This window comes from Bacillus sp. T3 (assembly GCF_033449965.1).
In the GTDB taxonomy this organism is placed as follows: domain Bacteria; phylum Bacillota; class Bacilli; order Bacillales; family Cytobacillaceae; genus Bacillus_BU.
The window spans coordinates 1,448,551-1,473,712 of record NZ_CP137761.1; the positions used below are offsets into that span (position 1 = coordinate 1,448,551).

The following is a 25,162-nucleotide window of genomic DNA, read 5'->3' on the forward strand; positions in this document are numbered from 1 at the left end:
AAAAGAGGTGAAATGATGAAGCAACGGTTGCAGAAAATATCGATCTCGCTCCTGCCAATGATTTTAGTCTTTTGCCTTTTTTCGCTAAATGTACAAGCTGTTGAAGGCAATGAACCACTAGCAGAAGAAACCGTCACGACAGAAGATATAGTTGATTCGCAATTGAAGGGCTTAGAAATGGATGAGCTAAAACACTTTTGGGATGATATTGTTCATCAATATGGAGGATTTTTGCCAGAGAGCCAAAAGGGTAGCCTGTACGATTTTATCAAGGGAAGCAAGGATTTTTCGTTAAAGGAATGGTCAGCAGGACTATTTAAATTTGCGTTCCACGAATTAATTTCAAATGGAAAGCTGCTAGGGTCACTTATCATGTTAACTGTTTTTAGTATGTTTTTACAGTCGCTACAAAATGCTTTTGAAAAAGGAACAGTCAGCAAAGTCGCTTATGCCATCGTGTTTATGGTGTTGATGATCATCGCCTTAAACAGCTTCCATATAGCGATGAATTATACGAATCAAGCTATTGGTTCCATGGTTGATTTTATCTTAGCCTTAATCCCCTTACTACTTGCCTTAATCGCTTCCTCTGGAGGGGTCATTTCAGCAGCCTTCTTTCATCCAGTTATTCTGTTCTTAATGAATGTTAGCGGAGTATTCATCCAAAATGTTATCCTACCAATGCTGTTTTTAGCGACCTTATTAAGTATTGTCAGCATATTAACTGAGCATTATAAAGTAACTCAATTGGCTGCGTTATTACGAAATTGGAGCATTGGATTACTAGGGATGTTTTTAACCATTTTTCTTGGGGTTATATCAGTACAGGGAGCATCGACCGCTGTAACAGATGGTGTGGCGCTGAAAACAGCAAAATTTATTACGGGTAACTTTATACCTGTTATTGGAAGAATGTTTTCTGATGCTACAGATACGGTAATTAGCGCGTCAGTGGTGCTAAAGAATACGGTAGGGATTGCAGGGGTTGGAATCCTCCTTTTAATTGTCGCCTTTCCTGCACTCAAAATCTTAATTATTGCTTTTATATATAAGTTTGCTGCAGCGATTCTACAACCTTTAGGTGGGGGACCGATTATATCGTGTCTCGACATCATCTCAAAAAGTGTGATTTATGTGTTTGCTGCGTTAGCAATTGTATCATTGATGTTTTTTTTAAGCATAACAGTCATTATCGCAGCTGGAAATTTAACGATGATGGTTAGGTAGGTGGGGAGTTAATGGAATTTATTAAAGAATGGATAACCAATATTATCTTGTTTGTATTATTGGCTACTGTCATCGATATGCTACTTCCAAACTCTAACCTGCAAAAATACACAAAAATGGTAACGGGCTTATTACTAATAGCCGTCATACTAACCCCAATCTTTAAATTAATTTCCAATGATTTTGAGGAAAGTATGGCAAAAATTTCGATTTGGGACAGTAACAAATCTGGAAACATAGAAAATTTAATAGAAAACAAGAAAACAGAAATACAATCAACACAACAAGCATATATTTTAGAAACAATGGCTGTCCAACTAGAAAAGGATGCAAAAGAGGAGTTGATGGATCAATACGGACTAACGATTGCTAAAATAGATTTTCTTTTGAATGAAGACGACCAGCAAGCTTTCCCGGAAAACTTAAAGAAAGTCATTGTGAAACTGGAGCAGCCTGAAAGCACAGCTGAAGCTGTAGCGGTAGTAGAACCAGTTGATATTAGTACAAGCAATCCTCTTCCATCGAAGCGAGCAAATGAAAATGAATATGCGGACATCGCTTCACTTCTCTCGCAAAAATGGGATATAAAAGAGCAAACCATTGAGATAGAAATGGTAGAAGGGGGAAAACAGAGCAGAATGGATAATGATAAAGGGCCGATATCAAGGTTAAAAAAGCTCCTTTCAAATAATCATGATCCCACTGGGAAAAAACCAGGGAAATATCAATATTTAGTCCTTGTATTAATCATTGGAGCTGCGATTATGTTGATAAGTAATCTATTTATGAATAATACAGCTAGTAATGAGTTACCCGTCTTCAACAATGAAAAAGATAAACAGGTCAGTGAAGATGTACCAGCATTTGGCCAAAAAAGCACGAAACAAAATGATATTATCAAGACTTATGAGGATGCTTACGAAAATCAACTAAAAGAAGCACTTGAAGGAATACAAGGAGTGGGGGATGTAACTGTTGTCGTTAATGTCGATGCAACAGAAAAACAGGTATTGGAGAAAAATTCCAAAACACAAACACAAACAACAGATGAAACAGATCGCGAGGGTGGGAAGAGAAATGTAGAAGATTCCTCAAAGGAAGATTCCCTCGTTATCATTCGTGAAGGTGAAAATGAAGTACCAATCGTTGTAGAAACGAAGAAACCGGAAATACGCGGTGTTCTCATTGTGGCAAAGGGTGCAGACAATATCCAGGTGAAAAAATGGATTGTAGAAGCCGTCACACGTGCTTTAGATGTACCAAGTCATCGGGTGGCAGTCATGCCTAAAAAAGGTTAAGGGGGAGTTATAAAATGTTATTGAAAAAGCAAACTGTATGGCTATTAACAATGCTTAGCTTAGTGGTTGTATTATCTGTCTATTACATTACATCGCCTGAACAAAAAGTGACCAACATGGCTAATGTTCAAGAAAAAACTTCAGAAAAAAAATCAGCATCTGAATCTACCACAAAATCCGAGGATGGTAAAACAGTTATCTCTGGAGTGGCAAGTGATGAGGTGTTTGAGGCATTACGCCTAGAAGTAGAGGATCAACGAAATGAAGTCAAGGAACAATTAAATGAAATCATTGCGTCAACAGATCTTCCTGCAGAAAAACGAAGCGAAGCTTATGATCAAATGAAACAGCTTGATGAATTAGCAACAAAGGAAAATGTGTTGGAGACCTTAATCAAAACAATGGGATATGATGATGCACTCGTTCGTGCCGATGGGGAAAAGGTACGAATTACAGTGAAAGCAAAGGATCATTCTCCTGCAGCAGCAAATGACATAATTCAACTTGTTCGGACAGAAATCGGGGAAATGCAAAATGTTGTTGTTGATTTTCAACCAACTAAGTAATGTCGAAAAATAATCAAGTAGGTAAATAATAATTTTTTGAACAATAATAGCCAAAAAAATCGGGATAATGATTGGGATGTTAATTAAAATGGGAAAAGCCAGGGCCGGCTTTTTCCTTTTATTATGGGGTTTTTTAACATGATTAGAAATTTTTTTATAAATTTGGAATAAAATAAATTCACTTTCTTTTCAGAAAAGTTTATTATATTATTGTAATTTGATTAGCGACAAATACTCGAAGATGAATCCTATATTGTGCTTTTATGGAGAAATATCGTATGATATTAGTAGCTAGTCATAATAAAAATAATATAATTAGTGGGACAAGGAGTGTCAAAAAATGTTGAAAGTACAAGAAATTCGCGAATTAATTAAGTTGGTGGACCAGTCTAGCATCAATGAGTTTGTTTATGAGCACGATGACTACAAAATCAAAATGAAAAAAAATGCTGAGAAGATTGTTGTAGCTGAAGCAGTACCAGCACCAGCACCAGCACCAGTTGTAGCTGCAGTAGCACCTGCTGCACAACCAGTTGCACCAAAAGTAGTTGAAACAGCTGCTGTTAGTCAGCCAGTAGTTGAAGCACCAAAAGCTGCACCTGCAGATGTAGAAAATCTACATAAGATTACTTCACCAATGGTTGGAACATTCTACGCAGCTCCATCACCAGACTCTGATGCATATGTAAAAGTAGGTCAAAAGGTTTCTAACGATTCAATCGTTTGTATCGTTGAGGCTATGAAACTATTCAATGAAATCGAAGCGGAAATTAACGGAGAGATCGTTGAAGTATTAGCTAAAGATGGACAACTTGTAGAATATGGCCAACCTTTATTCTTGGTTAAGCCTGAATAAGGAGCGTTTCTAAAAATGATAAAAAAATTACTTGTTGCAAACCGAGGAGAAATTGCTGTCCGTGTCATTCGGGCATGTCGTGAGCTTGGAATCGAATCCGTCGCAGTTTATTCTGAAGCGGATAAAGATGCGCTTCATGTTCAAATTGCTGATGAAGCATATTGTATCGGACCTACACTTTCAAAAGATAGTTATTTAAATTTCACAAACATTATTAGCGTAGCGAAAAAAGCTGAGTGTGACGCGATTCACCCAGGTTATGGTTTCTTAGCTGAAAATGCTGACTTTGCTGAACTTTGCCGTGACGTGAACGTGATCTGGGTTGGTCCATCTCCAGAGGCCATTAACCAAATGGGAACAAAAGACGTTGCTCGTCGTACAATGGAAGCAGCTGGTGTACCAATCGTTCCTGGTTCAAAAGGAATCATTAAAGATGCAGAAGAAGCGATTGCTTTAGCAAATGATATGGGCTATCCAGTTATTATTAAAGCTACTGCCGGTGGTGGTGGTAAGGGAATCCGCGTGGCGCGTGACGAAGAGGAGCTTGTGAAGGGGATTAATATGACCCAACAAGAAGCTGCCGCTGCTTTCGGCAATCCAGGCGTATACATTGAAAAGTACATTGAAGATTTCCGTCATGTTGAAATCCAAGTGCTTGGGGATTCTCATGGTAAAGTACTTCACCTTGGAGAACGCGATTGCACGATCCAAAGACGCTTGCAAAAGCTTCTAGAAGAGTCTCCATCACCAGCTTTAGATGGCGAACTTCGCAAAGAAATGGGTGAAGCTGCAGTAAAAGCTGCAAAAGCAGTTGATTATACAGGTGCAGGCACGATAGAATTTATATATGATTATCGCAATCGTAAATTCTATTTCATGGAAATGAATACTCGTATTCAAGTTGAGCATCCTGTTACTGAAATGGTAACTGGAATCGACTTAATTAAAGAGCAAATTAAAGTTGCTAACGGGGAACATCTCCAATATGAACAAGAAGACATTACATTTAACGGTTGGGCTATTGAGTGCCGGATTAATGCTGAAAACCCTGCGAAGAACTTTATGCCTTCACCAGGGAAAATCAATATGTACCTAGCGCCAGGTGGTTATGGTGTACGTATGGATTCAGCTGCTTATCCAGGTTATTCAATTCCGCCATTTTATGATTCCATGATTGCGAAGGTCATAACACACGGTAATACTCGTGAAGAAGCCATTGCAAAAATGAAACGAGCGTTGAGTGAATTTGTAATTGAAGGTGTTCACACAACGATTCCATTCCATTTGAAGCTTCTTAACAACGAAACATTTGTGGAAGGGCAATTCAATACGAAATTTTTAGAATTGCATGATGTGATGAAGGAAGATTAATTTGGAGGTGCTTTTTTGATGAGTGAAAATATCTTGGAGATGAATCAAGAAAACAATGGGCATGGGAAGGTTGAGATTGCTCCTGAGGTGATTGAAGTAATTGCTGGAATCGCCGCAAGCGAAGTTGAAGGCGTATCACAAATGCGTGGGAATTTCGCTACTGGCGTAGTAGAACGATTAGGGAAAAAAAATCATGGTAAAGGGGTAAAGGTCGAACTTTCGGAAGAAGGTATAAAGGTCGATGTTTATTGTATCCTGAAATTTGGTGTCTCGATTCCGACTGTTGCCCAAAAAATCCAAGACAATATTCGCCAAGCACTTCTGAATATGACGGCGTTAGAGCCAGTTGAAGTCAATATTCACATTGTCGGTATCCAATTCGAAAACCAAAAGGTTGAAAACGATTTCGAGCAAGAGATTTAATCCAAAACCAAAGACACTGCACTTGTGTCTTTGGTTTTTTTCTCTTTTATCTTCTTTTGTGCTATTATCTTAATAGGAAATTGGATATTAAGCCGCAAAGGAGTATTATTTTTATGAAAAGAAGAACAGCGAGAGAAAAGGCCCTGCAAGCATTATTTCAAATTGATATGAGTCAGTCTGAACCCAATGCTGCAATTGAACACGTTTTAGAAGACCAACCAAACGATGATTACTTAACGACACTAGTGACCGGCGTTGTCTTACATAAACAGGAAATAGACGAACTGATTAAAATGCACTTAGAAAAGTGGACGTTAGAACGATTAGCACCAGTTGACCGCAACCTGTTGAGATTGGCTATTTTTGAATTGCTCCATTGCAAGGAAAATGTACCGGCAAATGTTGTTCTTGACGAAGCAATTGAAATTGCTAAATTGTACGGAGACGATCAATCAAGTCGCTTTATTAACGGAGTATTATCTAAAGTAAAAGAACAAATGTTATAGTCAGGAAAACAATTCAGAACAGAGGGGGAGATGGAATGAGTGCAAAACTCATTAGTGGGAAAGAAATTGCCACAAAGAAAAAGAATGAGATAGCCCAAGAGGTCGAAAACTTAAAAAAAGCTGGCATTACCCCAGGCTTAGCGGTCATCCTTGTAGGGAATAATCCAGCATCAAGAACATATGTAACGAGTAAAGAAAAGACTTGTAAAGAATTAGGAATGCATTCTGTATTAATCGAGCTTCCAGAGACAATTTCTGAGCAGGAGTTATTACAAAAAATTGATGAATTAAATCATGATGACAAAATTCATGGTATTCTTGTCCAGCTACCTGTTCCTGACCATATTAATGAAACAAGCATTATCGAAGCTATTTCGCCTGAAAAGGATGTAGATGGGTTTCATCCAATTAATATCGGCAGAATGATGACTGGACAAGATGCATTTTTACCTTGTACGCCTTATGGTGTCATGGTTATGCTGAAAGAAACTGGAATTGAGATTGCTGGTAAGCATGTTGTGGTTGTCGGTCGTAGCAACATTGTAGGAAAACCACAGGGACAATTATTTTTAAATGAACATGCAACAGTAACTTATTGTCACTCTAAAACGGTTGATATTAAATCGATAACGAATCAGGCGGATATACTTGTGGCAGCAGTTGGAAAACCATATTTTATTACGGAAGATTTTGTAAAACCAGGTGCAGTTGTCATTGATGTTGGGATTAATCGGAATAGTGAAGGCAAGTTGTGCGGCGATGTAGATTTTGCTGGAGTGAAAGAAAAAGCTGGATACATTACCCCTGTTCCTGGTGGAGTAGGGCCAATGACGATTACCATGTTGATGTTCAATACATTAAAATCTGCTAAAAAAATTCAACAAAAACTACAAAGTTTTAACGAAGTGCGATAATGTAACAGGCCTGTTTCATTTTTAAAAATTGATTATCGATGATTGTAACGATAATCAATTTTTTATAGAAATGGAATGGGTTTTGTTTGTTTGGTGTGTAAATTTCTAAATGACAGATTGGACGTCAGTTACCTCCTACTTCTGGAAAGGAGTACGATTAATGGAACATCGTTATTTAACCGTGACGGCTTTAACAAAATACATAAAAAGAAAATTTGATGCAGACCCACATTTGCAAGATTGTTATGTAAAGGGTGAAATTTCTAATTTCAAACAACATTCCAGTGGGCATATGTATTTTACTCTAAAAGACGATAAAGCAAGACTTCTTGCCGTCATGTTTGCTAGAGATAATCGAGGGATGAAGTTTAAACCAGAGAACGGGATGCAGGTTTTAATTCGGGGAGATTTGTCCGTTTATGAGCAAAGTGGACAATACCAAATTTATATCAAGGAAATGTCTCCAGATGGTGTAGGCGAGCTTTATCTTGCATTTGAACAGCTAAAAGAGAAATTAAATAAAGAGGGTTTATTTAACCCGCAATTTAAAAAAGTTCTACCAAAATATCCGAAAACAATTGGAGTGATTACTTCACCTACTGGTGCGGCGATTCGTGATATTGTTTCGACGATTAAAAGACGTTATCCGGTCGCTAATATCTTGCTGTTGCCTGCCCTCGTTCAGGGTGACCAAGCTGCCTCGTCTGTCGCAAAGGCAATTGCACAGGCCAACACAATCGATCAAATCGATGTGCTAATTGTTGGTCGAGGCGGAGGATCAATTGAGGAGCTTTGGGCCTTTAACGAAGAAATCGTGGCACGTGCCATCTTTGCTTCCCAAATTCCAATTATTTCTGCTGTTGGGCATGAAACGGACTTTACGATTGCTGACTTTGTAGCGGATTTACGGGCACCGACACCAACTGCTGCAGCCGAATTAGCCGTTCCACATATAGATGAGGTAGTCGAAAGAATAATGAATCGAAAAATGCGTATGCTCCGAGCAATGAAAGAAAAGATCAACTCTCATCAGCTTCGCTTAAATCGCTTAAGTCGTTCATATGCATTCCGCTACCCTCACAAGCTCTATGAGCAAAAGCTTGAACAACTTGACCGGCGAACAGAACAGCTTGTACGAAATAGCAAAAAAATGCTTGAGTTGAAAACGATTCACCATCAGAACTTACATAATCGCCTTATCCGAAATGATCCAAATAAAAAAATCAGTGAAGCGAAAGAGTCACAGTTACGATTGAAAAAATCCTTGAACCGAGCTATGCAAATCCTTTTGGACAAAAAACAAAAAGATTTCGGTCATCAAATTGCAAAACTCGAAGCATTAAGTCCACTAAAGATCATGGAGCGGGGCTATAGTCTTACGTTTAATCAAGAACAAAAATTAATTAGTAAAATATCACAAATTTCGCAAGATGAGCAATTAACTGTAAGGTTGTCTGATGGAAGCCTACAATGTCAGGTCATAGAGATAAAAGGAGAGTAGAAAATGCCAGAACAACAATCCGTATCGTTTGAAGAAGCGATGGAAAAGCTCGAGGTCCTTGTTGAAAAGCTTGAAGAAGGGGATGTACCTCTTGAAGAAGCCATCTCAATTTACAAAGAAGGGATGGAGCTTTCAAAGCTTTGTCATGATAAATTAAAAACGGTCGAAGAACAGCTTACGCAAATTTTAACGGATGATGGTCAAATCGAAAGTTTCACCATCAATGAGGAGGAATAATTGTGACAAATCTATCCTTATCCTCTTTTTCGAACGAACATAAACTCCTGCTAGAGGAGCAAATGGAGTCTTTCATCAATTGTATTCAGGCTCCAGCAAATTTAAAACAATCGATGCTGTATTCCTTAAAGGCTGGCGGAAAAGAATTCGACCTTTGCTTCTTTTCGCAACCCTTAAGGCCTTTGGTTTAGATACAAAATCAGGACTTTATCCTGCAGCAGCGATAGAAATGATCCATACGTACTCTTTGATTCATGATGATCTACCCAGCATGGATGATGACGATTTGCGCCGAGGAAAGCCAACCAATCATAAGGTGTTTGGTGAGGCAATGGCGATTTTGGCTGGGGATGGATTGTTGACCTATAGTTTTCAAGTTTTAGCTCAAATGCCCGAAGGAGATGCTGATCCTGAAACCAAGCTTGCCCTGATTCAATTGTTGGCGCAGTCTGCGGGTGCTGAAGGAATGGTTGGCGGGCAGGTTGCAGATATCGAGGGCGAAGGGAAACAATTATCGCTTGAGGAGCTTGAATACATTCATTTACATAAAACAGGAAAGCTGTTAGTTTGCAGCGTGATGTCTGCTGTGAAAATCGCGAAAGCAAATGAACAACAAGCAGAACACTTTGAGTCATTTGCCAAGCATTTAGGAATGGCTTTTCAAATTCGTGATGATATCCTCGATGTAGAAGGGGATCAGGAATTAATCGGTAAGCCACTTGGAAGTGACACGGAAAATTCAAAAAGCACTTATCCTTCATTGCTAACAATGGCAGGTGCAAAAGAAGCGATGCGGAAGCATTACGAGGCGGCAAAATATCATCTAAACCGTACTAATTTAGAGATTGATTTATTAGCAGAAATCACGGATCTTGTGGTCGTAAGAGAATTTTAATATTTGGTCAATTTAGAAGAAGGTTTGAGAGGCCTATTTATTTATGATATAATACAGCCGAAGTGTGTATTATTCATTGTATTAATACATATGAACCAATATATTGTAGGCGATAGTTACGATTTTTTTGTTCTGTTAGTGGACATTACGGATGCCGTTATCACATTTGTGTTAGCGGCTCTTTTTTCAAAATAAACGATTATGTACTAATAATTTCATTGTCTCTTTCGTAACACCATTAATCTATCGTCAGAACTTAGAAACGAAAGTGAGTGATCCGTTTTATGGATCTATTATCGATTAAAGACCCTTCATTTCTTAAAACGCTTAAGAATGATGAATTGGAAGTCCTAAGCCAAGAGATTCGTAAATTTTTGATTGAAAAGCTTTCCAAAACTGGTGGTCATATTGGTCCGAATTTAGGTGTAGTAGAATTAACCATTGCACTCCATAAATGCTTTGACAGTCCGAAGGATAAAATCATCTGGGATGTCGGACATCAGGCTTATGTTCATAAAATTTTAACCTGGGCGTGCCAGTGAGTTTGATAGCTTGCGTCAATTTCATGGATTAAGCGGCTTTCCTAAACGAATGGAAAGTGAGCATGATGTGTGGGAAACTGGGCACAGTTCAACATCATTATCAGCGGCAATGGGAATGGCGATTGCAAGAGATTTAAAGGGAGAAGAATCCTATATTCTTCCTGTTATCGGTGATGGCGCCTTAACTGGTGGGATGGCATTAGAAGCATTAAACCATATCGGTCATGAAAAAAAGAATATGATTGTTATCTTAAATGATAATGAAATGTCTATAGCTCCAAATGTAGGTGCGCTGCATAGTGTACTCGGTAGATTACGAACAGCAGGAAAGTATAATATGGTAAAAGATGAGCTTGAATACCTGCTTAAAAAAGTACCAGCTGTTGGAGGGAAACTTGCAGCAACCGCGGAGAGAATTAAAGACAGTCTTAAATATTTATTTGTTTCAGGCATGTTTTTTGAAGAGCTCGGTTTTACGTATTTAGGCCCAGTTGATGGGCATAATTACGAAGAGCTATTTGAAAATTTTAGCTATGCTAAAAAGACTGAAGGGCCAGTTTTATTACATGTTATCACGAAAAAGGGAAGGGCTATCAACCAGCTGAATCGGACAAAACCGGAACATGGCATGGAACAGGCCCTTATAAAATTGAAACAGGTGCCTTTGTCAAACCTGAGCATGCTCCACCTGCATGGAGCTCGTTAGTAAGTGAAACGGTTAGAAAATTAGCACGAACGGACTCCCGTATTGTTGCGATTACACCAGCCATGCCGGTAGGATCGAAGCTTGAAGGATTTGCGAGTGAGTTTCCTGAACGAATGTATGATGTCGGGATTGCTGAACAACATGCCGCAACCGTTGCAGCAGGTCTTGCAACACAGGAGATGAAACCGTTCTTAGCAATTTATTCAACCTTCCTACAAAGAGCTTATGACCAGGTTGTGCATGATATATGTCGCCAAAATCTAAATGTTTTTATTGGCATTGATCGAGCAGGTCTAGTAGGGGCAGATGGAGAAACGCATCAAGGTGTATTCGATATTGCCTTCCTACGTCATATACCAAACTTAGTCTTAATGATGCCTAAGGATGAAAACGAAGGACAGCATATGGTTAATACCGCTATTCAATATAATGACGGTCCAATTGCCATGCGTTATCCACGTGGAAATGGACTCGGAGTTTCAATGGATCAAGAATTAAAGATCATTGACATTGGTACGTGGGAGGTTCTTAAAGAAGGTACGGACGCGGTCATCTTAACCTTTGGAACAACCATACCAATGGCACTCGAAGCAGCCATTATATTAGAGGAAATTGGATATTCAGTTAAAGTGGTAAATGCGCGATTCATTAAACCTTTTGATGAAAATATGTTGAATGCTATTTTATCCGAAGGTATTCCTATTTTAACCATCGAAGAAGCCATTCTTCAAGGAGGGTTTGGGAGTGCGGTGCTTGAATATGCACACAATCGCGGATATTATCAGGCTAAGATCGATCGTATCGGTATCCCAGATCAGTTTATTGAACATGGGGATGTGGATAAATTATTAACTGAAATCGACTTTACCACTGAAAGTGTTGTTATGAAGCTACAGTTGCTGGTCGGAAAAAATAGTAAAGGGCATGCGTTGTAAATGAAAATAAAAAAAGAACGTATTGATGTTTTGCTTGTCGAAAGAGGTCTTTGCGAGACAAGAGAAAAAGCAAAGCGCGCCATCATGGCAGGGCTAGTATATAGCAATGAAACAAGATTAGACAAACCAGGTGAAAAAGTTGGGGAAGATATTCCGTTAACGGTTAAAGGGAATGTTTCACCTTATGTTAGCCGAGGTGGATATAAACTGGAGAAGGCTCTTAGTGAATTTTCGATCGAGGTAGCCGATAAAATTCTCCTTGATATTGGTTCCTCAACGGGTGGTTTTACTGACTGTGCCTTGCAAAATGGTGCCAAAATGTCATATGCCGTTGATGTGGGCTATAATCAACTCGCTTGGAAGCTTCGTCAGGATGAACGTGTTGTAGTCATGGAAAGAACGAATTTTCGTTATATGACTCCAAGTGACCTTGAAAACGGAATGCCAAACCTGGCTTCGATTGATGTTTCATTTATTTCGTTAAAGCTTATCCTCCCGGTGCTCAAAACTCTTCTTGTTCCAGGAAGTGATGTGGTTGCTTTAGTAAAGCCGCAATTTGAAGCAGGCCGTGAGCAAGTCGGTAAAAAAGGAATTGTCCGTGACCCATCGGTACATGAAAGTGTATTAGAGCAAATTATTGATTTTTCAAAAGGCATTGGTTATAAAGTGAAAAACTTATCCTATTCACCGATCACAGGTGGTGATGGGAACATCGAATTCTTACTCCATCTTCGTTGGAATGGTGAACAAGACAACATTGGTGAAGTAGAACTTCCGCAATCGCCTGCGGCAATTGTTACTGAAGCACACCGCGCATTAAAATCAAAGAAAACAAACGAGGAATAAGCAGCTACTGCTTATTCCTTTTTGGGTTGAATGGGGTATACATCTAAGCTGAAATCGGCTACCATATGTATATAAAATAATACATAAAACGTGAAAAAAAGAGAAATTTCGAGGTGGAAATTGAATGAATAAAGGGCAACGCCATATAAAAATACGCGATATTATTGTAAATAATGACATTGAAACACAAGACGAGCTTGTCGACCGGTTAAAGCGTGACGGATATAACGTAACACAAGCAACTGTATCAAGAGATATTAAAGAACTCCACTTAGTAAAGGTTCCTCTATTAGATGGGAGATATAAATATAGTCTACCAGCGGATCAGCGGTTTAACCCACTTCAAAAATTAAAACGCGCATTATTAGATGCTTTTGTTAAAATCGATTCAGCCAGTCATTTGATTGTTATGAAAACATTACCAGGGAATGCAATGGCGATTGGTGCTTTAATTGATAACTTGGATTGGGATGAAATAATGGGCACGATATGTGGTGATGATACAATCTTAATCATTTGCCGAACATCAGAAAATACAGAGGTTATATCAAAACGCTTTCTAGATATGCTTTAAGGTTGAGGTGAAATTTTATGCTAAGTGAATTATCGATTCAAAATTTCGCAATTATTGATGCTATATCGATTTCGTTTGAAAAGGGATTAACAGTTCTCACCGGTGAAACTGGGGCAGGAAAATCGATTATTATCGATGCCATCCATTTACTTGCTGGTGGCAGAGGCTCATCTGAATTTATTCGTCATGGAGAAGATAAAGCAGAAATAGAAGGATTATTTCTTATCGATGATTCTGAGCATCGTATTTTTGATAAAGCGAAAGAATTTGGGATTGAGATTGAAGAAGGAATGGTTGTTTTACGACGTGAAATGACGAAAAGTGGAAAAAGTGTCTGCCGTGTAAATGGTAAACTTGTAACCATTGCTGTGTTACGGGAATTTGGTTCAACACTAATCGATATTCATGGTCAGCATGAGCATCAAGAACTAATGAATGAAACGAAGCATTTATCTTTACTGGATCAATTTAGCGCAGATCAGTTGACGGTGGCACTTTCAGAATATCAGCGCGTGTATAAGCGTTATGATGAGACACTTAATCGTTTAAAGGCGTTAAATGAAAATGAACAGAAAATGGCTCATCGCCTTGATTTAATCCAATTTCAATTAGATGAAATTCAAAATGCAAATTTAAAAATAAATGAAGATGAAGAGCTATTAGAAGAAAAGGGAAAGCTGGCTAATTTTGAACGGATTTTTGCTGCCTTACAGTCAAGTTATACCGCGCTCCAAGGTGAACAGGCTGGCTTGGACTGGATTGGGATGGCAATGGGTCACCTAGAGGATGCAGCGGAGTTAGATTCAGAATACAAAGAGCTGAGTGAGCACGTTACCAACAGCTTCTATTTGTTAGAGGATACAGTTCGTTCCTTGCGAAATAAGCTTGAAGTTATGGAATATGACCCTGGCAGAATCAATGAAATTGAGGAAAGATTAACAGAAATCAATCAACTTAAGCGAAAATATGGGAAAACAATTCCTGATATTCTTGAGTATGCAGCGAAAATTGAAGAGGAAATCGAAACCATCCAAAACAAAGAAACACATATCCACCAATTGGAGCTAGAGCTTGCTTCACTTACAAAGGATTTAACTCTAGAGGCAAAGCAGGTTAGTGACTTGCGAAAAAAATCAGCCAAACATCTTTCAAAATTAATCCATCGTGAGCTTAAAGAGCTTTATATGGAGAAGACAGTTTTTGAAGTGGTCTTTAAAAAATTAGATCATTTTCAACGAAACGGGATTGATTTCGTTGAGTTTTTCCTTTCGACTAATCCTGGAGAGCCGTTAAAGCCTTTAGCGAAAATAGCTTCCGGTGGAGAAATGTCGCGTATCATGTTAGCGATTAAAAGTATTTTTTCATCCCACCAAGGTGTAACTTCCATTATTTTTGATGAAGTTGATACAGGAGTTAGTGGCCGAGTTGCCCAGGCGATTGGTGAGAAAATCCATAAAATATCCATTAATTCTCAGGTATTATGTATCTCTCATCTTCCTCAGGTTGCTGCAATGGCTGATACCCATTTGTATATTGCCAAAAAAATAAAGGACGGCAGAACAACGACATCTGTTACGCCACTGTCTGAAAAAGAAAAAATTAGTGAAATTGGCAGAATGATTTCTGGAGCGGAAATGACTGACTTAACAAAGAGACATGCAGAGGAATTACTGCAATTAGCAGACAAATTAAAGCCGGTAACTTGAAAAGCTATCCAACTCGGGTAGCTTTTTTATATTGTTGGCAGTTATAAATGATTCTAATGGAGGCAAAATTAAAGATGTAGCCAATCTTAGTGTGTAGACTAGAAGCGAGGAGAGTGAAGGATTTGAATTTTGAACAACTTAGAAAATTAATTGGTGGAATTCTCCTTGTTTCATTAATTGCTCTAGGGTTTAATAAACCCTTTCAAGAATATATTTCAGTCCCTAATAAGATAACCCTATTTGAGGGTCAACATTATGACATTCCAAAGGCTGCGCGAGTTTCGGCAACGTTAACTGAAAATGCTCAAGCAGTAATGAAAATGGATGAAGATCAGAATGTCTTATCCCTTCGTGCTAATCATGAAGGACATGAAGAAATGGTCTTAAACCTCGCAGGAATCCCAATAAAGAAAGTGGATGTAAATGTTCTAAAAAATTTCAGGGTGATCCCTGGTGGACAATCAATTGGTGTAAAATTAAACACAGTTGGGGTCCTAGTGGTTGGGCATCATCAAGTGGACACAGAAACGGGAAAAGTTTCACCAGGTGAATTGGCCGGTATAAAAATTGGAGATATTATTACAAAAATTAACGGTAAATCGATTGAAAAAATGACAGATGTTGCACCATTCGTTCAGGATTCTGGAAAGACAGGTGTGCCACTTGATATTGTCGTGAGTCGCGAAAATGAAAAAATTAAAGCCCAGCTTAAGCCGATGAAGGATAAAGATGAACAAACCTATAAATTAGGCTTATATATTCGTGATTCTGCAGCAGGAATCGGAACGATGACCTTTTACCATCCAGAATCAAGCAAGTATGGAGCGCTGGGTCATGTTATTTCTGATATGGATACAAAAAAACCAATCGTCGTTGAGGATGGACAAATTGTTCGATCGACAGTTACATCGATTGAAAAAGGAAGCAATGGTGATCCAGGAGAAAAACTGGCTCGATTTTCGACTGATCGGGAAGTGATTGGCGATATTAAGCGGAATAGTCCATTCGGAATATTCGGTGTGTTAAATAAAGAAATAAAAAATGGTTTGATGGATAAACCATTGCCGATCGCCTTATCGCATCAAGTAAAAGAAGGGCCTGCAAAAATTTTGACAGTCGTTGAGGATGACAAAGTAGATTTGTTTGATATAGAGATAGTCAGTACGATTCCCCAAAAGTTTCCGGCCACAAAAGGGATGGTCATTAAGGTAACAGATCCAAAATTATTAGAAAAAACCAGGTGGAATTGTTCAAGGGATGAGCGGAAGCCCAATTATTCAAGATGGCAAGGTGATTGGTGCCGTTACCCATGTTTTTGTGAATGATCCGACGAGCGGATATGGAGTTCATATTGAGTGGATGCTAAATGAAGCGGGCATCGATATTTATGAAAAAGGAAAAGGAAAAGCTTCCTAGAAAAACGAAGCGTGAATATAGATAAAAAATAGGCGTTTTGGCGCCTATTTTTTATGGGTAAAATATGTTAAAATCAAAAAAAAAGAGATTTTTCGACATAACTACACATCAGTTTTTGTCAACTGCCGAAATCAGTCGAATCAATGAGAAAAAGAAAGAAAAACTTAGATATCGTGGATTTTTTAGAAAATTTTAAAAAAATAAAAGGAATTTTTGTTGCATTGTCGAATTTCTCCATTAGAATAGAATTAGGTGGAATGGACTTATAAAGGGACTGAGGAGGAAAACAATTGGTGAAAAAGATAAAAGTGTGTGTGGTTGATGACAATAGAGAATTAGTTGGACTTCTCGAAGAGTACATATCTTCACAAGAGGATATGGAGATTGTTGGGGTAGCTCATAATGGTCAAGAATGTCTTGATATTTTAGCGGAAACAACTCCAGACGTTCTTGTTTTAGATATCATTATGCCGCATTTAGATGGCCTTGCGGTATTAGAAAAGTTGCGGGAAACAAGCAGAAGCACGTTTCCAAATGTTATTATGCTCACTGCTTTTGGACAGGAAGATGTTACGAAGAAAGCAGTGGATCTTGGAGCATCCTACTTTATTTTAAAACCATTTGATATGGAAAATTTAGCAAATCATATTCGTCAGGTTAGCGGAAAAAGCAATTCCGTTTTACGAAAACCAACTCAATCGAGTTATCGACCTGCACAAGCAGAACAAAAACCTAAGAACCTTGATGCAAGCATTACAAGCATTATTCATGAAATTGGTGTTCCAGCCCACATTAAAGGGTATATGTATTTAAGAGAAGCCATTTCAATGGTGTATAATGACATTGAACTTTTAGGCTCTATTACAAAGGTTCTATATCCAGACATTGCGAAGAAATACAATACGACTGCTAGCCGAGTCGAGCGGGCAATCCGCCATGCAATTGAAGTGGCTTGGAGCCGCGGCAATATCGATTCAATTTCATCTTTATTTGGCTACACTGTCAGCATGACAAAAGCAAAGCCAACAAATTCGGAATTTATTGCGATGGTCGCGGATAAACTTAGATTAGAGCATAAAGCATCATAATATAAATTGAACCTTAGGAGCCCACTCCTGTAATCAACTATATTTAGACACCCAATGTTAAATTTGGTTTCGGATATTGATTGCAGCGGGGCTCTTTTTATTTTAGGCTGTGTTTAAGCTCAATGTTGTTTCGGAACATGTTGATTGGAGCGGAAATCAACACTCTAATTTAACACAGCCTTATTTTTAACGAAGGGGGAGAGTGCGCTATGACCTTAATCTTTGCACATCGTGGATATTCTGCCTTAAACCCTGAAAATACGATGCAAGCGTTTATGGAAGCAGAACGCGTAGGTGCCGATGGCATAGAATTAGATGTCCAAATGACAAGGGACGGGGTATTAGTCGTTATCCATGATGAAAAACTTGACCGTACGACGGATGGCTCAGGGTATATTAAAAATTTAACCTACAAAGAAATCTCAAAATTCAATGCCAATTATAAATTTAAAAAATGGTTTCAAAAAACACCTGTACCTCGTCTTGAAGAAGTGTTTGAATGGATGCGTTCGAATCAAATCATTTGTAACATCGAACTTAAAAACAATGTATTTCCCTATCCAGGGATGGAAGAGAAAGTGATTGCATTGATCAATCAGTATCAGCTTAATAATCGCATCATTATTTCGTCCTTTAATCACTATAGCGTTGTGTATTCCTATCGCCTTGCACCTGGATATTGAAACAGCACCATTGCTATCGGTGTCACTATATATGCCATGGATTTATGCAAAATCAATTGGAGCACGAGGAATTCATCCAAAATATTATCGAGGCTTAGAGGACGTGTTTCAAAACTCAATTGATAATGGCATCGCTGTTAGGCCCTATACCGTCAATAAAGTTACTTCGTTAAGACGGTTGTTTGCAATGGGGTGCAGCGCAGTTATAACAGATGATCCTGCCAAAGCAGTTGAACTTAAAAAACAATACTAAAAAAGAAAGACCATTAAGGTCTTTCTTTTTTTTGAAATCTGACCTGCACTTTGTTTCGTTTGCGGTCACGGTGAAGAACAAAGCCGGCAATAAATCCTAACCCCACTACAAAGAATAATGCTCCGACTAAAAATTGTAACCATAACCACGGCAAGGGTGGTTGTAAAATCCCAAACACCATATCACGCATAAGCTTTACCCCTAAGGCAGCAATAAAACCAGGTATAACCATAATGATTAATGCAATAATTCGATCCATAACCTGTATCCCTTCACAAGTTTTCCTTTACAGAAATCATAATTCATATTGAATATTTGTCAAGGATTCTGCATCTTGTATAATGAGAACTATACTATGAAAAAAATTGCACAATAAATATGAAAATCATTTCAAGTGTTGAGGAGGATTCAAATGCAATCAGAAATACAGAGCATGCTTGAAGCCATTATTCAGTGTAGTGAGGAAGCGATTTCCGTTGTAGATGAGCATGGCAGAGGGCTGATTATTAATCCTGCTTATACGAAAATTACCGGCTTAACAGAGGATAAGGTCATAGGCCAACCAGCAACGGCGGATATATCCGAGGGTGAAAGCGTTCATATGAAGGTGTTAAAGACGAGAAGGCCTGTCCGCGGAGTGAGCATGCGCGTAGGCCCGAAAAATCGAGAGGTTATTGTCAATGTTGCACCCATTATTGTTAACGGAATTCTAAAAGGTAGTGTGGGAATTATTCATGATGTTTCGGAAATACGTAGTTTAACACAAGAGCTAAATCGTGCACGCCAAATTATACGAACGTTAGAAGCAAAGTATACGTTTGAGGATATTGTTGCCCAATCTGATGAAATGAATCTAGCGATTGAGCAGGCAAAATTAGGCGCAAAAACACCGGCAACTGTCCTTTTACGGGGGAATCTGGAACTGGAAAAGAGCTGTTTGCCCATGCAATACATAATGCGAGTGATCGAAAATATAATAAATTCTTACGAGTAAATTGTGCGGCTCTTGCAGAATCCTTACTTGAAAGCGAACTATTTGGTTACGATGAGGGTGCGTTTTCTGGTGCGAGGCGTGGCGGGAAAAGAGGATTATTTGAGGAAGCGAACAATGGTAGCATTTTTTTAGATGAAATCGGTGAATTAACACTTAGCACACAAGCAAAGCTGTTGAGAGTTTTACAAGAGAAGGAAATCGTAAGAGTTGGTGGTACAAAACCGATTTCCATTAATGTTCGAATCATTGCGGCCACTAATGTTAATTTGGAAAAAGGCATTGCCACTGGGACTTTTAGGGAAGACTTATATTACCGCTTAAATCGAATGCCAATTCACATTCCTCCGTTACGGAAACGGAAAGAGGATATACCTGCATTATGCAGCTTATTGATTTCAAAGAACCAGGATTATGGGCGTCATATCGAAGGTGTATCAGATACGGTACTAAAGAGATTATACCAATACGATTGGCCAGGTAATGTGCGTGAACTTGAAAATGTTTTGGGCAGAGCAATAATTTTTATGAAAAAAAATGAGACGTTGATTGATGTCAATCATTTACCGGATATTGATGGCATTGCACTGGCAAAGGAAAGTGGGAAGAATGTCATTGGCCAAGAGATAAAACCATTATCGGAAATGATAGATTCCTATGAGGAAGCTGTCATTAAACAATCCTTAGAACTTTACAATGGAAATAAAACGCACACAGCCAAAGCGTTAGGTGTTTCAGTTCGGAATTTGTATTATAAGCTTAAAAAATACAACCTTGAATAATATTGCGTGCAATAAATTTCAGGGTATGCAAAAAAATGCGCGTTTTGCAAACGAGATGTTCATGATATCGCCACATTTTAATTTGGCATAATTATTGCAAATAAAAGAATAGAACGATGATGAATGATTTTGGGCAGCGATTTTATTCACACAGTTAAACAAAGGAATTTCTTTTCAAGGAGGAACTTATGAAACACGAGAAAGAATATCGAATTCTGGTAATCAATCCGGGCTATACTTCAACCAAAATTGGCGTTTTCGATAATGAAATCCCTTTGTTTGAAAAATCGATCCAACATCATTCAGATTTTATTCAATCCTTTGGATCTGTCTTTAATCATCAGTATGAATTCCGAAAACAGACGATCCTTGAAACTTTAGATTATGAGGGAATCAATCTTTCGAAGCTAGATGGTGTATGTGGACGTGGCGGTTTGCTTCGACCGATTGAAGGCGGAACCTATCATGTTAATGCAGCGATGCTTGACGATTTGAAAAATGGCTATGCTGGGCAGCACGCTTCGAATCTTGGTGGAATCCTTGCATATGAAATTGCATCAGGTCTTAATATTCCATCGTTCATTGTCGATCCTGTTGTAGTTGATGAGTTGGAGCCGATCTCGCGAATTTCAGGCCTACCCTTCATCCAACGAAAAAGCATCTTTCATGCTTTGAATCAAAAAGCCGTCGCCCGAAGGATTGCTAAAAGCTTAAATAGAAAATATGAGGACTTAAACCTTATTGTTGCTCATTTAGGTAGTGGGATTACGGTAGGAGCACACAAAAAGGGCCGCGTTGTTGATGTAAACAATGGTCTTCATGGTGATGGACCATTTAGTCCGGAGCGTGCAGGGACGATTCCCATTGGTGATTTAGTAGCGTTATGTTATTCTGGTCAATTCCAATACAATGAACTAATGAATAAAATTGTGAACGAAAGTGGTTTAACAGGATATTTAGGAACGAATGATGCATTAAAAGTTGAAAAAATGATTATGAATGGTAATGAACAAGCTAAAATCATTTACTCTGCGATGGCCTACCAAGTCGCGAAGGAAATTGGAGCGGCAAGTGTGGCATTGTCAGGAAAGGTCGATGGTATTATCCTAACTGGCGGTTTAGCCTATGGGAACATCCTTGTTGCCGAAATAATGGAACGAATTAATTGGATTGCAGATGTGATGGTTGAACCAGGAGAAAATGAACTTCAATCCCTTGCAGAAGGTGCATTACGCATTTTGCGTGGGGAAGAAGAAGCGAAGAAGTATCCTCAAGAAAGAATAGATAACGTTCAGTTCCAATAGAGGAGGAAGAATTTTGGCTCAAGAATATGATTTGGTGATCCTTGGTGGAGGGACTGGCGGATATGTTGCTGCTATTCGTGCCTCTCAACTTGGATTAAAAACAGCCATTGTTGAAAAAGCGAAACTTGGTGGAACCTGCCTCCACTTAGGCTGTATCCCAAGCAAGGCTCTGCTACGGAGTGCTGAAGTTTTCGCAACAATGAAACAGAGCGAAGAGTATGGGATAACGGCAAACGATATTAGATTAGATTTTTCAAGGGTACAACATAGAAAAAATTCGATTGTTGAGCGATTATTCAAAGGCGTCCAACAATTAATGAAACAAGGGAAAATCGATGTGTATGAGGGGACAGGTCGAATCTTAGGTCCATCGATTTTCTCACCAATGCCCGGAACGGTTTCAGTAGAAATGAATAATGGTAGCGAAAATGAGATGCTGATCCCTAAAAATGTATTGATTGCAACAGGGTCACGGCCTCGAACCCTACCGGGACTTCAAATTGATGGAACGTTTGTGCTATCCTCTGACGAAGCATTAGGACTAGCACATTTGCCGCAATCGATGATCATTGTTGGCGGTGGGGTAATTGGAATTGAATGGGCATCTATGCTTTCTGATTTTGGTGTCGAGGTAACGGTTATCGAGTATGCAGATACGATTATCCCAACAGAAGATTTGGAAATTTCCAAGGAAATGCAGCGCCTGCTGAAGAAAAAAGGCATCAAACTGATTACAAAGGCCAAAGTACTTCCAGAAACCTTGCAAAAGAACGAAGGAGTTACGATTTCTGCGGAAGTAAATGATCAAATTAAGACCTTTACTGCTGAGAAGCTCCTTGTTTCTGTTGGCAGACAAGCAAATGTCGAAGGGATTGGTCTAGAAAATACCGATATTCAAATTGAAAATGGTACGATTGCTACCAATCAATTTTATCAAACGAAGGAATCACATATTTATGCAATCGGTGATGTAATTGGCGGACTTCAGCTTGCCCATGTTGCATCACATGAAGGAATCATTGCCGTTGAGCACATCGCAGCCGAAAATCCAGACCCATTAGATTACAAGCTTGTTGCTAAATGTATTTATAGTAAGCCGGAGGTTGCAAGTGTTGGGATAACAGAATCAGAAGCAAGAAAACAAGGATACGACGTAAAGGTTGGAAAATTCTCTTTTCGGGCAATTGGTAAAGCGCTCGTTTTTGGGGAATATGATGGTTTCATTAAAATTGTTGCTGATAAACTTACAAATGATATTTTAGGAATTCATATGATTGGACCTCACGTTACGGAATTAATATCTGAAGCTGGACTTGCAATGGTATTAGATGCAACACCTTGGGAAATCTCGAAAACGATTCACCCGCACCCAAGCCTTTCTGAAGCAATGGCAGAAGCGGCATTAGCGGTCGATGGAAATTCTCTTCATTCCTAGTCAGTTACAGAGACAAGATTAAGTAAGAAAATATAGACATGAGTCGTGAAGCGAGGGTATCAAAAGCCTCTCATATTATCGATTTTTGGAGGGTTGAAAATGGTAGAAAATCGCCATAAAGAGTTAGGACTGAGTAATGCTCAAGTTTTGGAAATGTACAAAACGATGCTGCTAGCCCGACGCATCGATGAGCGGATGTGGCTATTAAATCGTGCTGGGAAAATCCCATTTGTCATCTCTTGCCAAGGGCAGGAAGCGGCACAGGTTGGTGCTGCTTTTGCTCTAGATAGAGAGAAGGATTATATACTACCTTACTATCGTGATTTAGGTGTAGTCTTAACGTTCGGGATGACAGCTACAGAAATTATGCTATCTGGTTTTGCAAAGTTAGAGGATCCGAATTCCGGTGGTCGGCAAATGCCTGGACATTTTGGACAAAAGAAAAACAGGATAGTAACAGGTTCTTCTCCTGTTACTACTCAAGTCCCACATGCAGTAGGAGTTGCTTTAGCTGGAAAAATGGAGAAGAAGGATCTGGTCACCTTCGTTACCTTTGGAGAGGGCTCCTCCAATCAAGGTGATTTCCATGAAGGGGCAAACTTTGCAGGTGTGCATAAACTGCCTGTTATTTTTATGTGTGAAAATAATAAATATGCCATCTCAGTCCCATTATCAAAACAACTTGGCTGTGAAAAGGTATCCGATCGAGCAATCGGTTATGGTATGCCTGGGGTTACAGTTGATGGGAATGATCCACTAGAAGTGTATCGAGTAGTGAAAGAAGCTGCTGATCGTGGCCGCCGTGGTGAAGGACCGACCTTGATCGAAGCGATCTCCTATCGCCTAACACCACATTCTTCAGATGACGACGATCGGACCTATCGTACTCAGGATGAAGTGGCCGAAGCAAAAACAAAGGATCCAATCCTTACTTTTAGTGCGTATTTAAAAGGAACCGGAATCCTAACTGACGAGCTTGAAACCCAAATCAATCAACAGATTATGACTTTGGTTAATGAGGCAACAGAATATGCTGAGTCTGCGCCTTATGCTGAACCGGAGCACGCTATGAAATATGTATATGGTAATGAGTAAGGGGGAGCGATAAATGGCAGTCATTTCTTATATTGATGCGGTCACTATGGCTATTCGAGAAGAGATGGAACGTGATTCAAAGGTTTTTGTTCTCGGTGAGGATGTTGGCTTAAAGGGAGGAGTATTCAAGGCAACGCAAGGGCTATATGAGAAGTTCGGTGAAGAACGGGTCATTGATACTCCGCTTGCAGAATCAGCGATTGCGGGAGTGGGAATTGGTGCAGCAATGTACGGGATGCGTCCAATTGCGGAAATGCAATTTGCTGATTTTATCATGCCTGCTGTGAATCAAATTATTTCGGAAGCAGCCAAAATCCGTTATCGTTCCAATAATGATTGGAATTGTCCAATCGTGATTCGAGCTCCTTATGGTGGTGGAATTCATGGTGCACTCTACCATTCCCAATCTGTCGAAGCGGTATTTGCTAATCAGCCTGGTTTGAAAATTGTCATGCCGTCTACACCATATGATGTGAAGGGTTTGCTTAAAGCGGCTATTCGTGATGATGATCCTGTCCTTTTCTTTGAGCACAAACGAGCTTATCGGATGATTAAAGGAGAAGTTCCGATGGATGACTACACATTGCCAATCGGAAAAGCTGATGTGAAGCGCGAGGGAGAGGATATTACCGTTATTACCTATGGATTATGCGTTCACTTTGCATTACAGGCTGCTGAACGACTTGCATCCGATGGAATATCAGCTCATATTTTGGATCTAAGGACCGTTTACCCATTAGACAAAGAAGCGATTATTGAAGCAGCATCTAAAACAGGGAAGGTCTTGCTTGTTACAGAAGATAATAAGGAAGGCAGCATTATTAGTGAGGTGGCAGCGATCATCGCTGAGCATTGCTTATTTGATTTAGATGCGCCAATTAAGCGTTTGGCTGGTCCAGATGTTCCGGCTATGCCATATGCCCCGACAATGGAAAAATTCTTCATGGTTAACCCGGATAAGGTTGAAGCGGCAATGCGGGAACTAGCGGAGTTTTAAAATAGAGCAAGCATT

Annotated in this window: 21 protein-coding genes and 5 pseudogenes; 25 read left to right on the forward strand and 1 reads right to left on the reverse strand. The window is 39.2% G+C overall.

What is annotated here, in order from left to right:
* Window positions 1–15: 15 nt before the first annotated feature.
* The 20 genes and pseudogenes from spoIIIAE to RGF10_RS07550 all read left to right on the forward strand — a co-directional run bounded on the left by spoIIIAE (window position 16) and on the right by RGF10_RS07550 (window position 18,543).
* A complete protein-coding gene (spoIIIAE, locus tag RGF10_RS07455) occupies window positions 16–1,227 on the forward strand; it encodes a stage III sporulation protein AE (protein ID WP_318509361.1) in 1,212 nt (403 codons plus the stop codon).
* A gap of 11 nt (window positions 1,228–1,238) precedes the next feature.
* Window positions 1,239–1,823: pseudogene (gene spoIIIAF / locus RGF10_RS07460) on the forward strand (stage III sporulation protein AF); the annotation flags it as partial.
* Between the two features lie 42 nt (window positions 1,824–1,865).
* Window positions 1,866–2,525, forward strand: coding sequence for a stage III sporulation protein AG (spoIIIAG, locus tag RGF10_RS07465; protein ID WP_318509363.1), 660 nt, complete (start codon window positions 1,866–1,868; stop codon window positions 2,523–2,525).
* Window positions 2,526–2,539: 14 nt separating this feature from the next.
* Window positions 2,540–3,091, forward strand: coding sequence for a SpoIIIAH-like family protein (locus RGF10_RS07470; RefSeq protein ID WP_318508459.1), 552 nt, complete (start codon window positions 2,540–2,542; stop codon window positions 3,089–3,091).
* A gap of 340 nt (window positions 3,092–3,431) precedes the next feature.
* The gene (accB, locus tag RGF10_RS07475) at window positions 3,432–3,947 is read left to right on the forward strand and encodes an acetyl-CoA carboxylase biotin carboxyl carrier protein (protein WP_318508460.1); all 516 of its coding nucleotides are present in this window, start codon (window positions 3,432–3,434) and stop codon (window positions 3,945–3,947) included.
* Window positions 3,948–3,962: 15 nt separating this feature from the next.
* A complete protein-coding gene (gene accC / locus RGF10_RS07480) occupies window positions 3,963–5,318 on the forward strand; it encodes an acetyl-CoA carboxylase biotin carboxylase subunit (protein WP_318508461.1) in 1,356 nt (451 codons plus the stop codon).
* 18 nt (window positions 5,319–5,336) lie between these two features.
* On the forward strand, window positions 5,337–5,741 hold the full coding sequence (locus RGF10_RS07485) for an Asp23/Gls24 family envelope stress response protein (protein WP_318508462.1): 405 nt from the start codon (window positions 5,337–5,339) through the stop codon (window positions 5,739–5,741).
* A 113-nt stretch (window positions 5,742–5,854) separates the two neighbouring features.
* Entirely contained in the window at window positions 5,855–6,247 is a 393-nt protein-coding gene (gene nusB, locus RGF10_RS07490; RefSeq protein WP_318508463.1) for a transcription antitermination factor NusB, read from the forward strand.
* 35 nt (window positions 6,248–6,282) lie between these two features.
* Window positions 6,283–7,161 carry a bifunctional methylenetetrahydrofolate dehydrogenase/methenyltetrahydrofolate cyclohydrolase FolD gene (gene folD / locus RGF10_RS07495; RefSeq protein ID WP_318508464.1) on the forward strand — a complete coding sequence of 293 codons (879 nt, stop codon included), beginning with the start codon at window positions 6,283–6,285 and terminating at the stop codon, window positions 7,159–7,161.
* A 160-nt stretch (window positions 7,162–7,321) separates the two neighbouring features.
* Window positions 7,322–8,662 (forward strand): exodeoxyribonuclease VII large subunit, encoded by a 1,341-nt coding sequence (gene xseA / locus RGF10_RS07500; RefSeq protein ID WP_318508465.1) that lies wholly within the window; start codon window positions 7,322–7,324, stop codon window positions 8,660–8,662.
* 3 nt (window positions 8,663–8,665) lie between these two features.
* A complete protein-coding gene (locus tag RGF10_RS07505) occupies window positions 8,666–8,899 on the forward strand; it encodes an exodeoxyribonuclease VII small subunit (RefSeq protein ID WP_318508466.1) in 234 nt (77 codons plus the stop codon).
* Window positions 8,900–8,961: 62 nt separating this feature from the next.
* Window positions 8,962–9,794, forward strand: a pseudogene (locus tag RGF10_RS07510) (polyprenyl synthetase family protein).
* Between the two features lie 284 nt (window positions 9,795–10,078).
* A pseudogene (gene dxs / locus RGF10_RS07515) lies at window positions 10,079–11,977 on the forward strand (1-deoxy-D-xylulose-5-phosphate synthase).
* Complete coding sequence (locus RGF10_RS07520; protein ID WP_318508467.1) at window positions 11,978–12,823, forward strand: TlyA family RNA methyltransferase; 846 nt, start codon at window positions 11,978–11,980, stop codon at window positions 12,821–12,823. It abuts the pseudogene before it with no gap.
* A gap of 124 nt (window positions 12,824–12,947) precedes the next feature.
* Complete coding sequence (gene ahrC / locus RGF10_RS07525) at window positions 12,948–13,397, forward strand: transcriptional regulator AhrC/ArgR (RefSeq protein ID WP_318508468.1); 450 nt, start codon at window positions 12,948–12,950, stop codon at window positions 13,395–13,397.
* A 17-nt stretch (window positions 13,398–13,414) separates the two neighbouring features.
* Window positions 13,415–15,103, forward strand: coding sequence for a DNA repair protein RecN (gene recN, locus RGF10_RS07530; RefSeq protein WP_318508469.1), 1,689 nt, complete (start codon window positions 13,415–13,417; stop codon window positions 15,101–15,103).
* Window positions 15,104–15,225: 122 nt separating this feature from the next.
* Window positions 15,226–16,519, forward strand: a pseudogene (gene spoIVB, locus RGF10_RS07535) (SpoIVB peptidase).
* 293 nt (window positions 16,520–16,812) lie between these two features.
* The gene (spo0A, locus tag RGF10_RS07540; RefSeq protein WP_318509364.1) at window positions 16,813–17,607 is read left to right on the forward strand and encodes a sporulation transcription factor Spo0A; all 795 of its coding nucleotides are present in this window, start codon (window positions 16,813–16,815) and stop codon (window positions 17,605–17,607) included.
* Between the two features lie 209 nt (window positions 17,608–17,816).
* Window positions 17,817–18,290, forward strand: a complete 474-nt coding sequence (locus RGF10_RS07545) for a glycerophosphodiester phosphodiesterase family protein (protein ID WP_318508470.1) — start codon at window positions 17,817–17,819, stop codon at window positions 18,288–18,290.
* A gap of 31 nt (window positions 18,291–18,321) precedes the next feature.
* Window positions 18,322–18,543, forward strand: a complete 222-nt coding sequence (locus tag RGF10_RS07550) for a glycerophosphodiester phosphodiesterase family protein (RefSeq protein WP_318508471.1) — start codon at window positions 18,322–18,324, stop codon at window positions 18,541–18,543.
* A gap of 13 nt (window positions 18,544–18,556) precedes the next feature.
* Here RGF10_RS07550 and RGF10_RS07555 read toward each other — a convergent pair whose 3' ends face one another.
* A complete protein-coding gene (locus RGF10_RS07555; protein ID WP_318508472.1) occupies window positions 18,557–18,802 on the reverse strand; it encodes a DUF2627 domain-containing protein in 246 nt (81 codons plus the stop codon).
* Between the two features lie 162 nt (window positions 18,803–18,964).
* Here RGF10_RS07555 and RGF10_RS07560 point away from each other — a divergent pair.
* The 5 genes and pseudogenes from RGF10_RS07560 to RGF10_RS07580 form a co-directional block, all read left to right on the forward strand.
* Window positions 18,965–20,316, forward strand: a pseudogene (locus RGF10_RS07560) (sigma-54 interaction domain-containing protein); the annotation flags it as partial.
* Between the two features lie 188 nt (window positions 20,317–20,504).
* Window positions 20,505–21,620, forward strand: coding sequence for a butyrate kinase (buk, locus tag RGF10_RS07565; protein ID WP_318508473.1), 1,116 nt, complete (start codon window positions 20,505–20,507; stop codon window positions 21,618–21,620).
* 13 nt (window positions 21,621–21,633) lie between these two features.
* The gene (gene lpdA / locus RGF10_RS07570; protein WP_318508474.1) at window positions 21,634–23,055 is read left to right on the forward strand and encodes a dihydrolipoyl dehydrogenase; all 1,422 of its coding nucleotides are present in this window, start codon (window positions 21,634–21,636) and stop codon (window positions 23,053–23,055) included.
* A 99-nt stretch (window positions 23,056–23,154) separates the two neighbouring features.
* The gene (locus tag RGF10_RS07575) at window positions 23,155–24,150 is read left to right on the forward strand and encodes a thiamine pyrophosphate-dependent dehydrogenase E1 component subunit alpha (RefSeq protein WP_318508475.1); all 996 of its coding nucleotides are present in this window, start codon (window positions 23,155–23,157) and stop codon (window positions 24,148–24,150) included.
* A gap of 13 nt (window positions 24,151–24,163) precedes the next feature.
* Complete coding sequence (locus tag RGF10_RS07580; protein ID WP_318508476.1) at window positions 24,164–25,147, forward strand: alpha-ketoacid dehydrogenase subunit beta; 984 nt, start codon at window positions 24,164–24,166, stop codon at window positions 25,145–25,147.
* Window positions 25,148–25,162: the final 15 nt, after the last annotated feature.

What these genes read in the sequence shown, in the direction of transcription:
- spoIIIAE (WP_318509361.1), top strand. Translation starts at nt 16, where the DNA reads ATGAAGCAACGGTTGCAGAAAATATCGATCTCGCTCCTGCCAATGATT.
- spoIIIAG (WP_318509363.1), top strand. Translation starts at nt 1,866, where the DNA reads ATGGATAATGATAAAGGGCCGATATCAAGGTTAAAAAAGCTCCTTTCA.
- RGF10_RS07470 (WP_318508459.1), top strand. Translation starts at nt 2,540, where the DNA reads ATGTTATTGAAAAAGCAAACTGTATGGCTATTAACAATGCTTAGCTTA.
- accB (WP_318508460.1), top strand. Translation starts at nt 3,432, where the DNA reads ATGTTGAAAGTACAAGAAATTCGCGAATTAATTAAGTTGGTGGACCAG.
- accC (WP_318508461.1), top strand. Translation starts at nt 3,963, where the DNA reads ATGATAAAAAAATTACTTGTTGCAAACCGAGGAGAAATTGCTGTCCGT.
- RGF10_RS07485 (WP_318508462.1), top strand. Translation starts at nt 5,337, where the DNA reads ATGAGTGAAAATATCTTGGAGATGAATCAAGAAAACAATGGGCATGGG.
- nusB (WP_318508463.1), top strand. Translation starts at nt 5,855, where the DNA reads ATGAAAAGAAGAACAGCGAGAGAAAAGGCCCTGCAAGCATTATTTCAA.
- folD (WP_318508464.1), top strand. Translation starts at nt 6,283, where the DNA reads ATGAGTGCAAAACTCATTAGTGGGAAAGAAATTGCCACAAAGAAAAAG.
- xseA (WP_318508465.1), top strand. Translation starts at nt 7,322, where the DNA reads ATGGAACATCGTTATTTAACCGTGACGGCTTTAACAAAATACATAAAA.
- RGF10_RS07505 (WP_318508466.1), top strand. Translation starts at nt 8,666, where the DNA reads ATGCCAGAACAACAATCCGTATCGTTTGAAGAAGCGATGGAAAAGCTC.
- RGF10_RS07520 (WP_318508467.1), top strand. Translation starts at nt 11,978, where the DNA reads ATGAAAATAAAAAAAGAACGTATTGATGTTTTGCTTGTCGAAAGAGGT.
- ahrC (WP_318508468.1), top strand. Translation starts at nt 12,948, where the DNA reads ATGAATAAAGGGCAACGCCATATAAAAATACGCGATATTATTGTAAAT.
- recN (WP_318508469.1), top strand. Translation starts at nt 13,415, where the DNA reads ATGCTAAGTGAATTATCGATTCAAAATTTCGCAATTATTGATGCTATA.
- RGF10_RS07545 (WP_318508470.1), top strand. Translation starts at nt 17,817, where the DNA reads ATGACCTTAATCTTTGCACATCGTGGATATTCTGCCTTAAACCCTGAA.
- RGF10_RS07550 (WP_318508471.1), top strand. Translation starts at nt 18,322, where the DNA reads ATGCCATGGATTTATGCAAAATCAATTGGAGCACGAGGAATTCATCCA.
- RGF10_RS07555 (WP_318508472.1), bottom strand. Translation starts at nt 18,802, where the DNA reads ATGGATCGAATTATTGCATTAATCATTATGGTTATACCTGGTTTTATT.
- buk (WP_318508473.1), top strand. Translation starts at nt 20,505, where the DNA reads ATGAAACACGAGAAAGAATATCGAATTCTGGTAATCAATCCGGGCTAT.
- RGF10_RS07575 (WP_318508475.1), top strand. Translation starts at nt 23,155, where the DNA reads ATGGTAGAAAATCGCCATAAAGAGTTAGGACTGAGTAATGCTCAAGTT.
- RGF10_RS07580 (WP_318508476.1), top strand. Translation starts at nt 24,164, where the DNA reads ATGGCAGTCATTTCTTATATTGATGCGGTCACTATGGCTATTCGAGAA.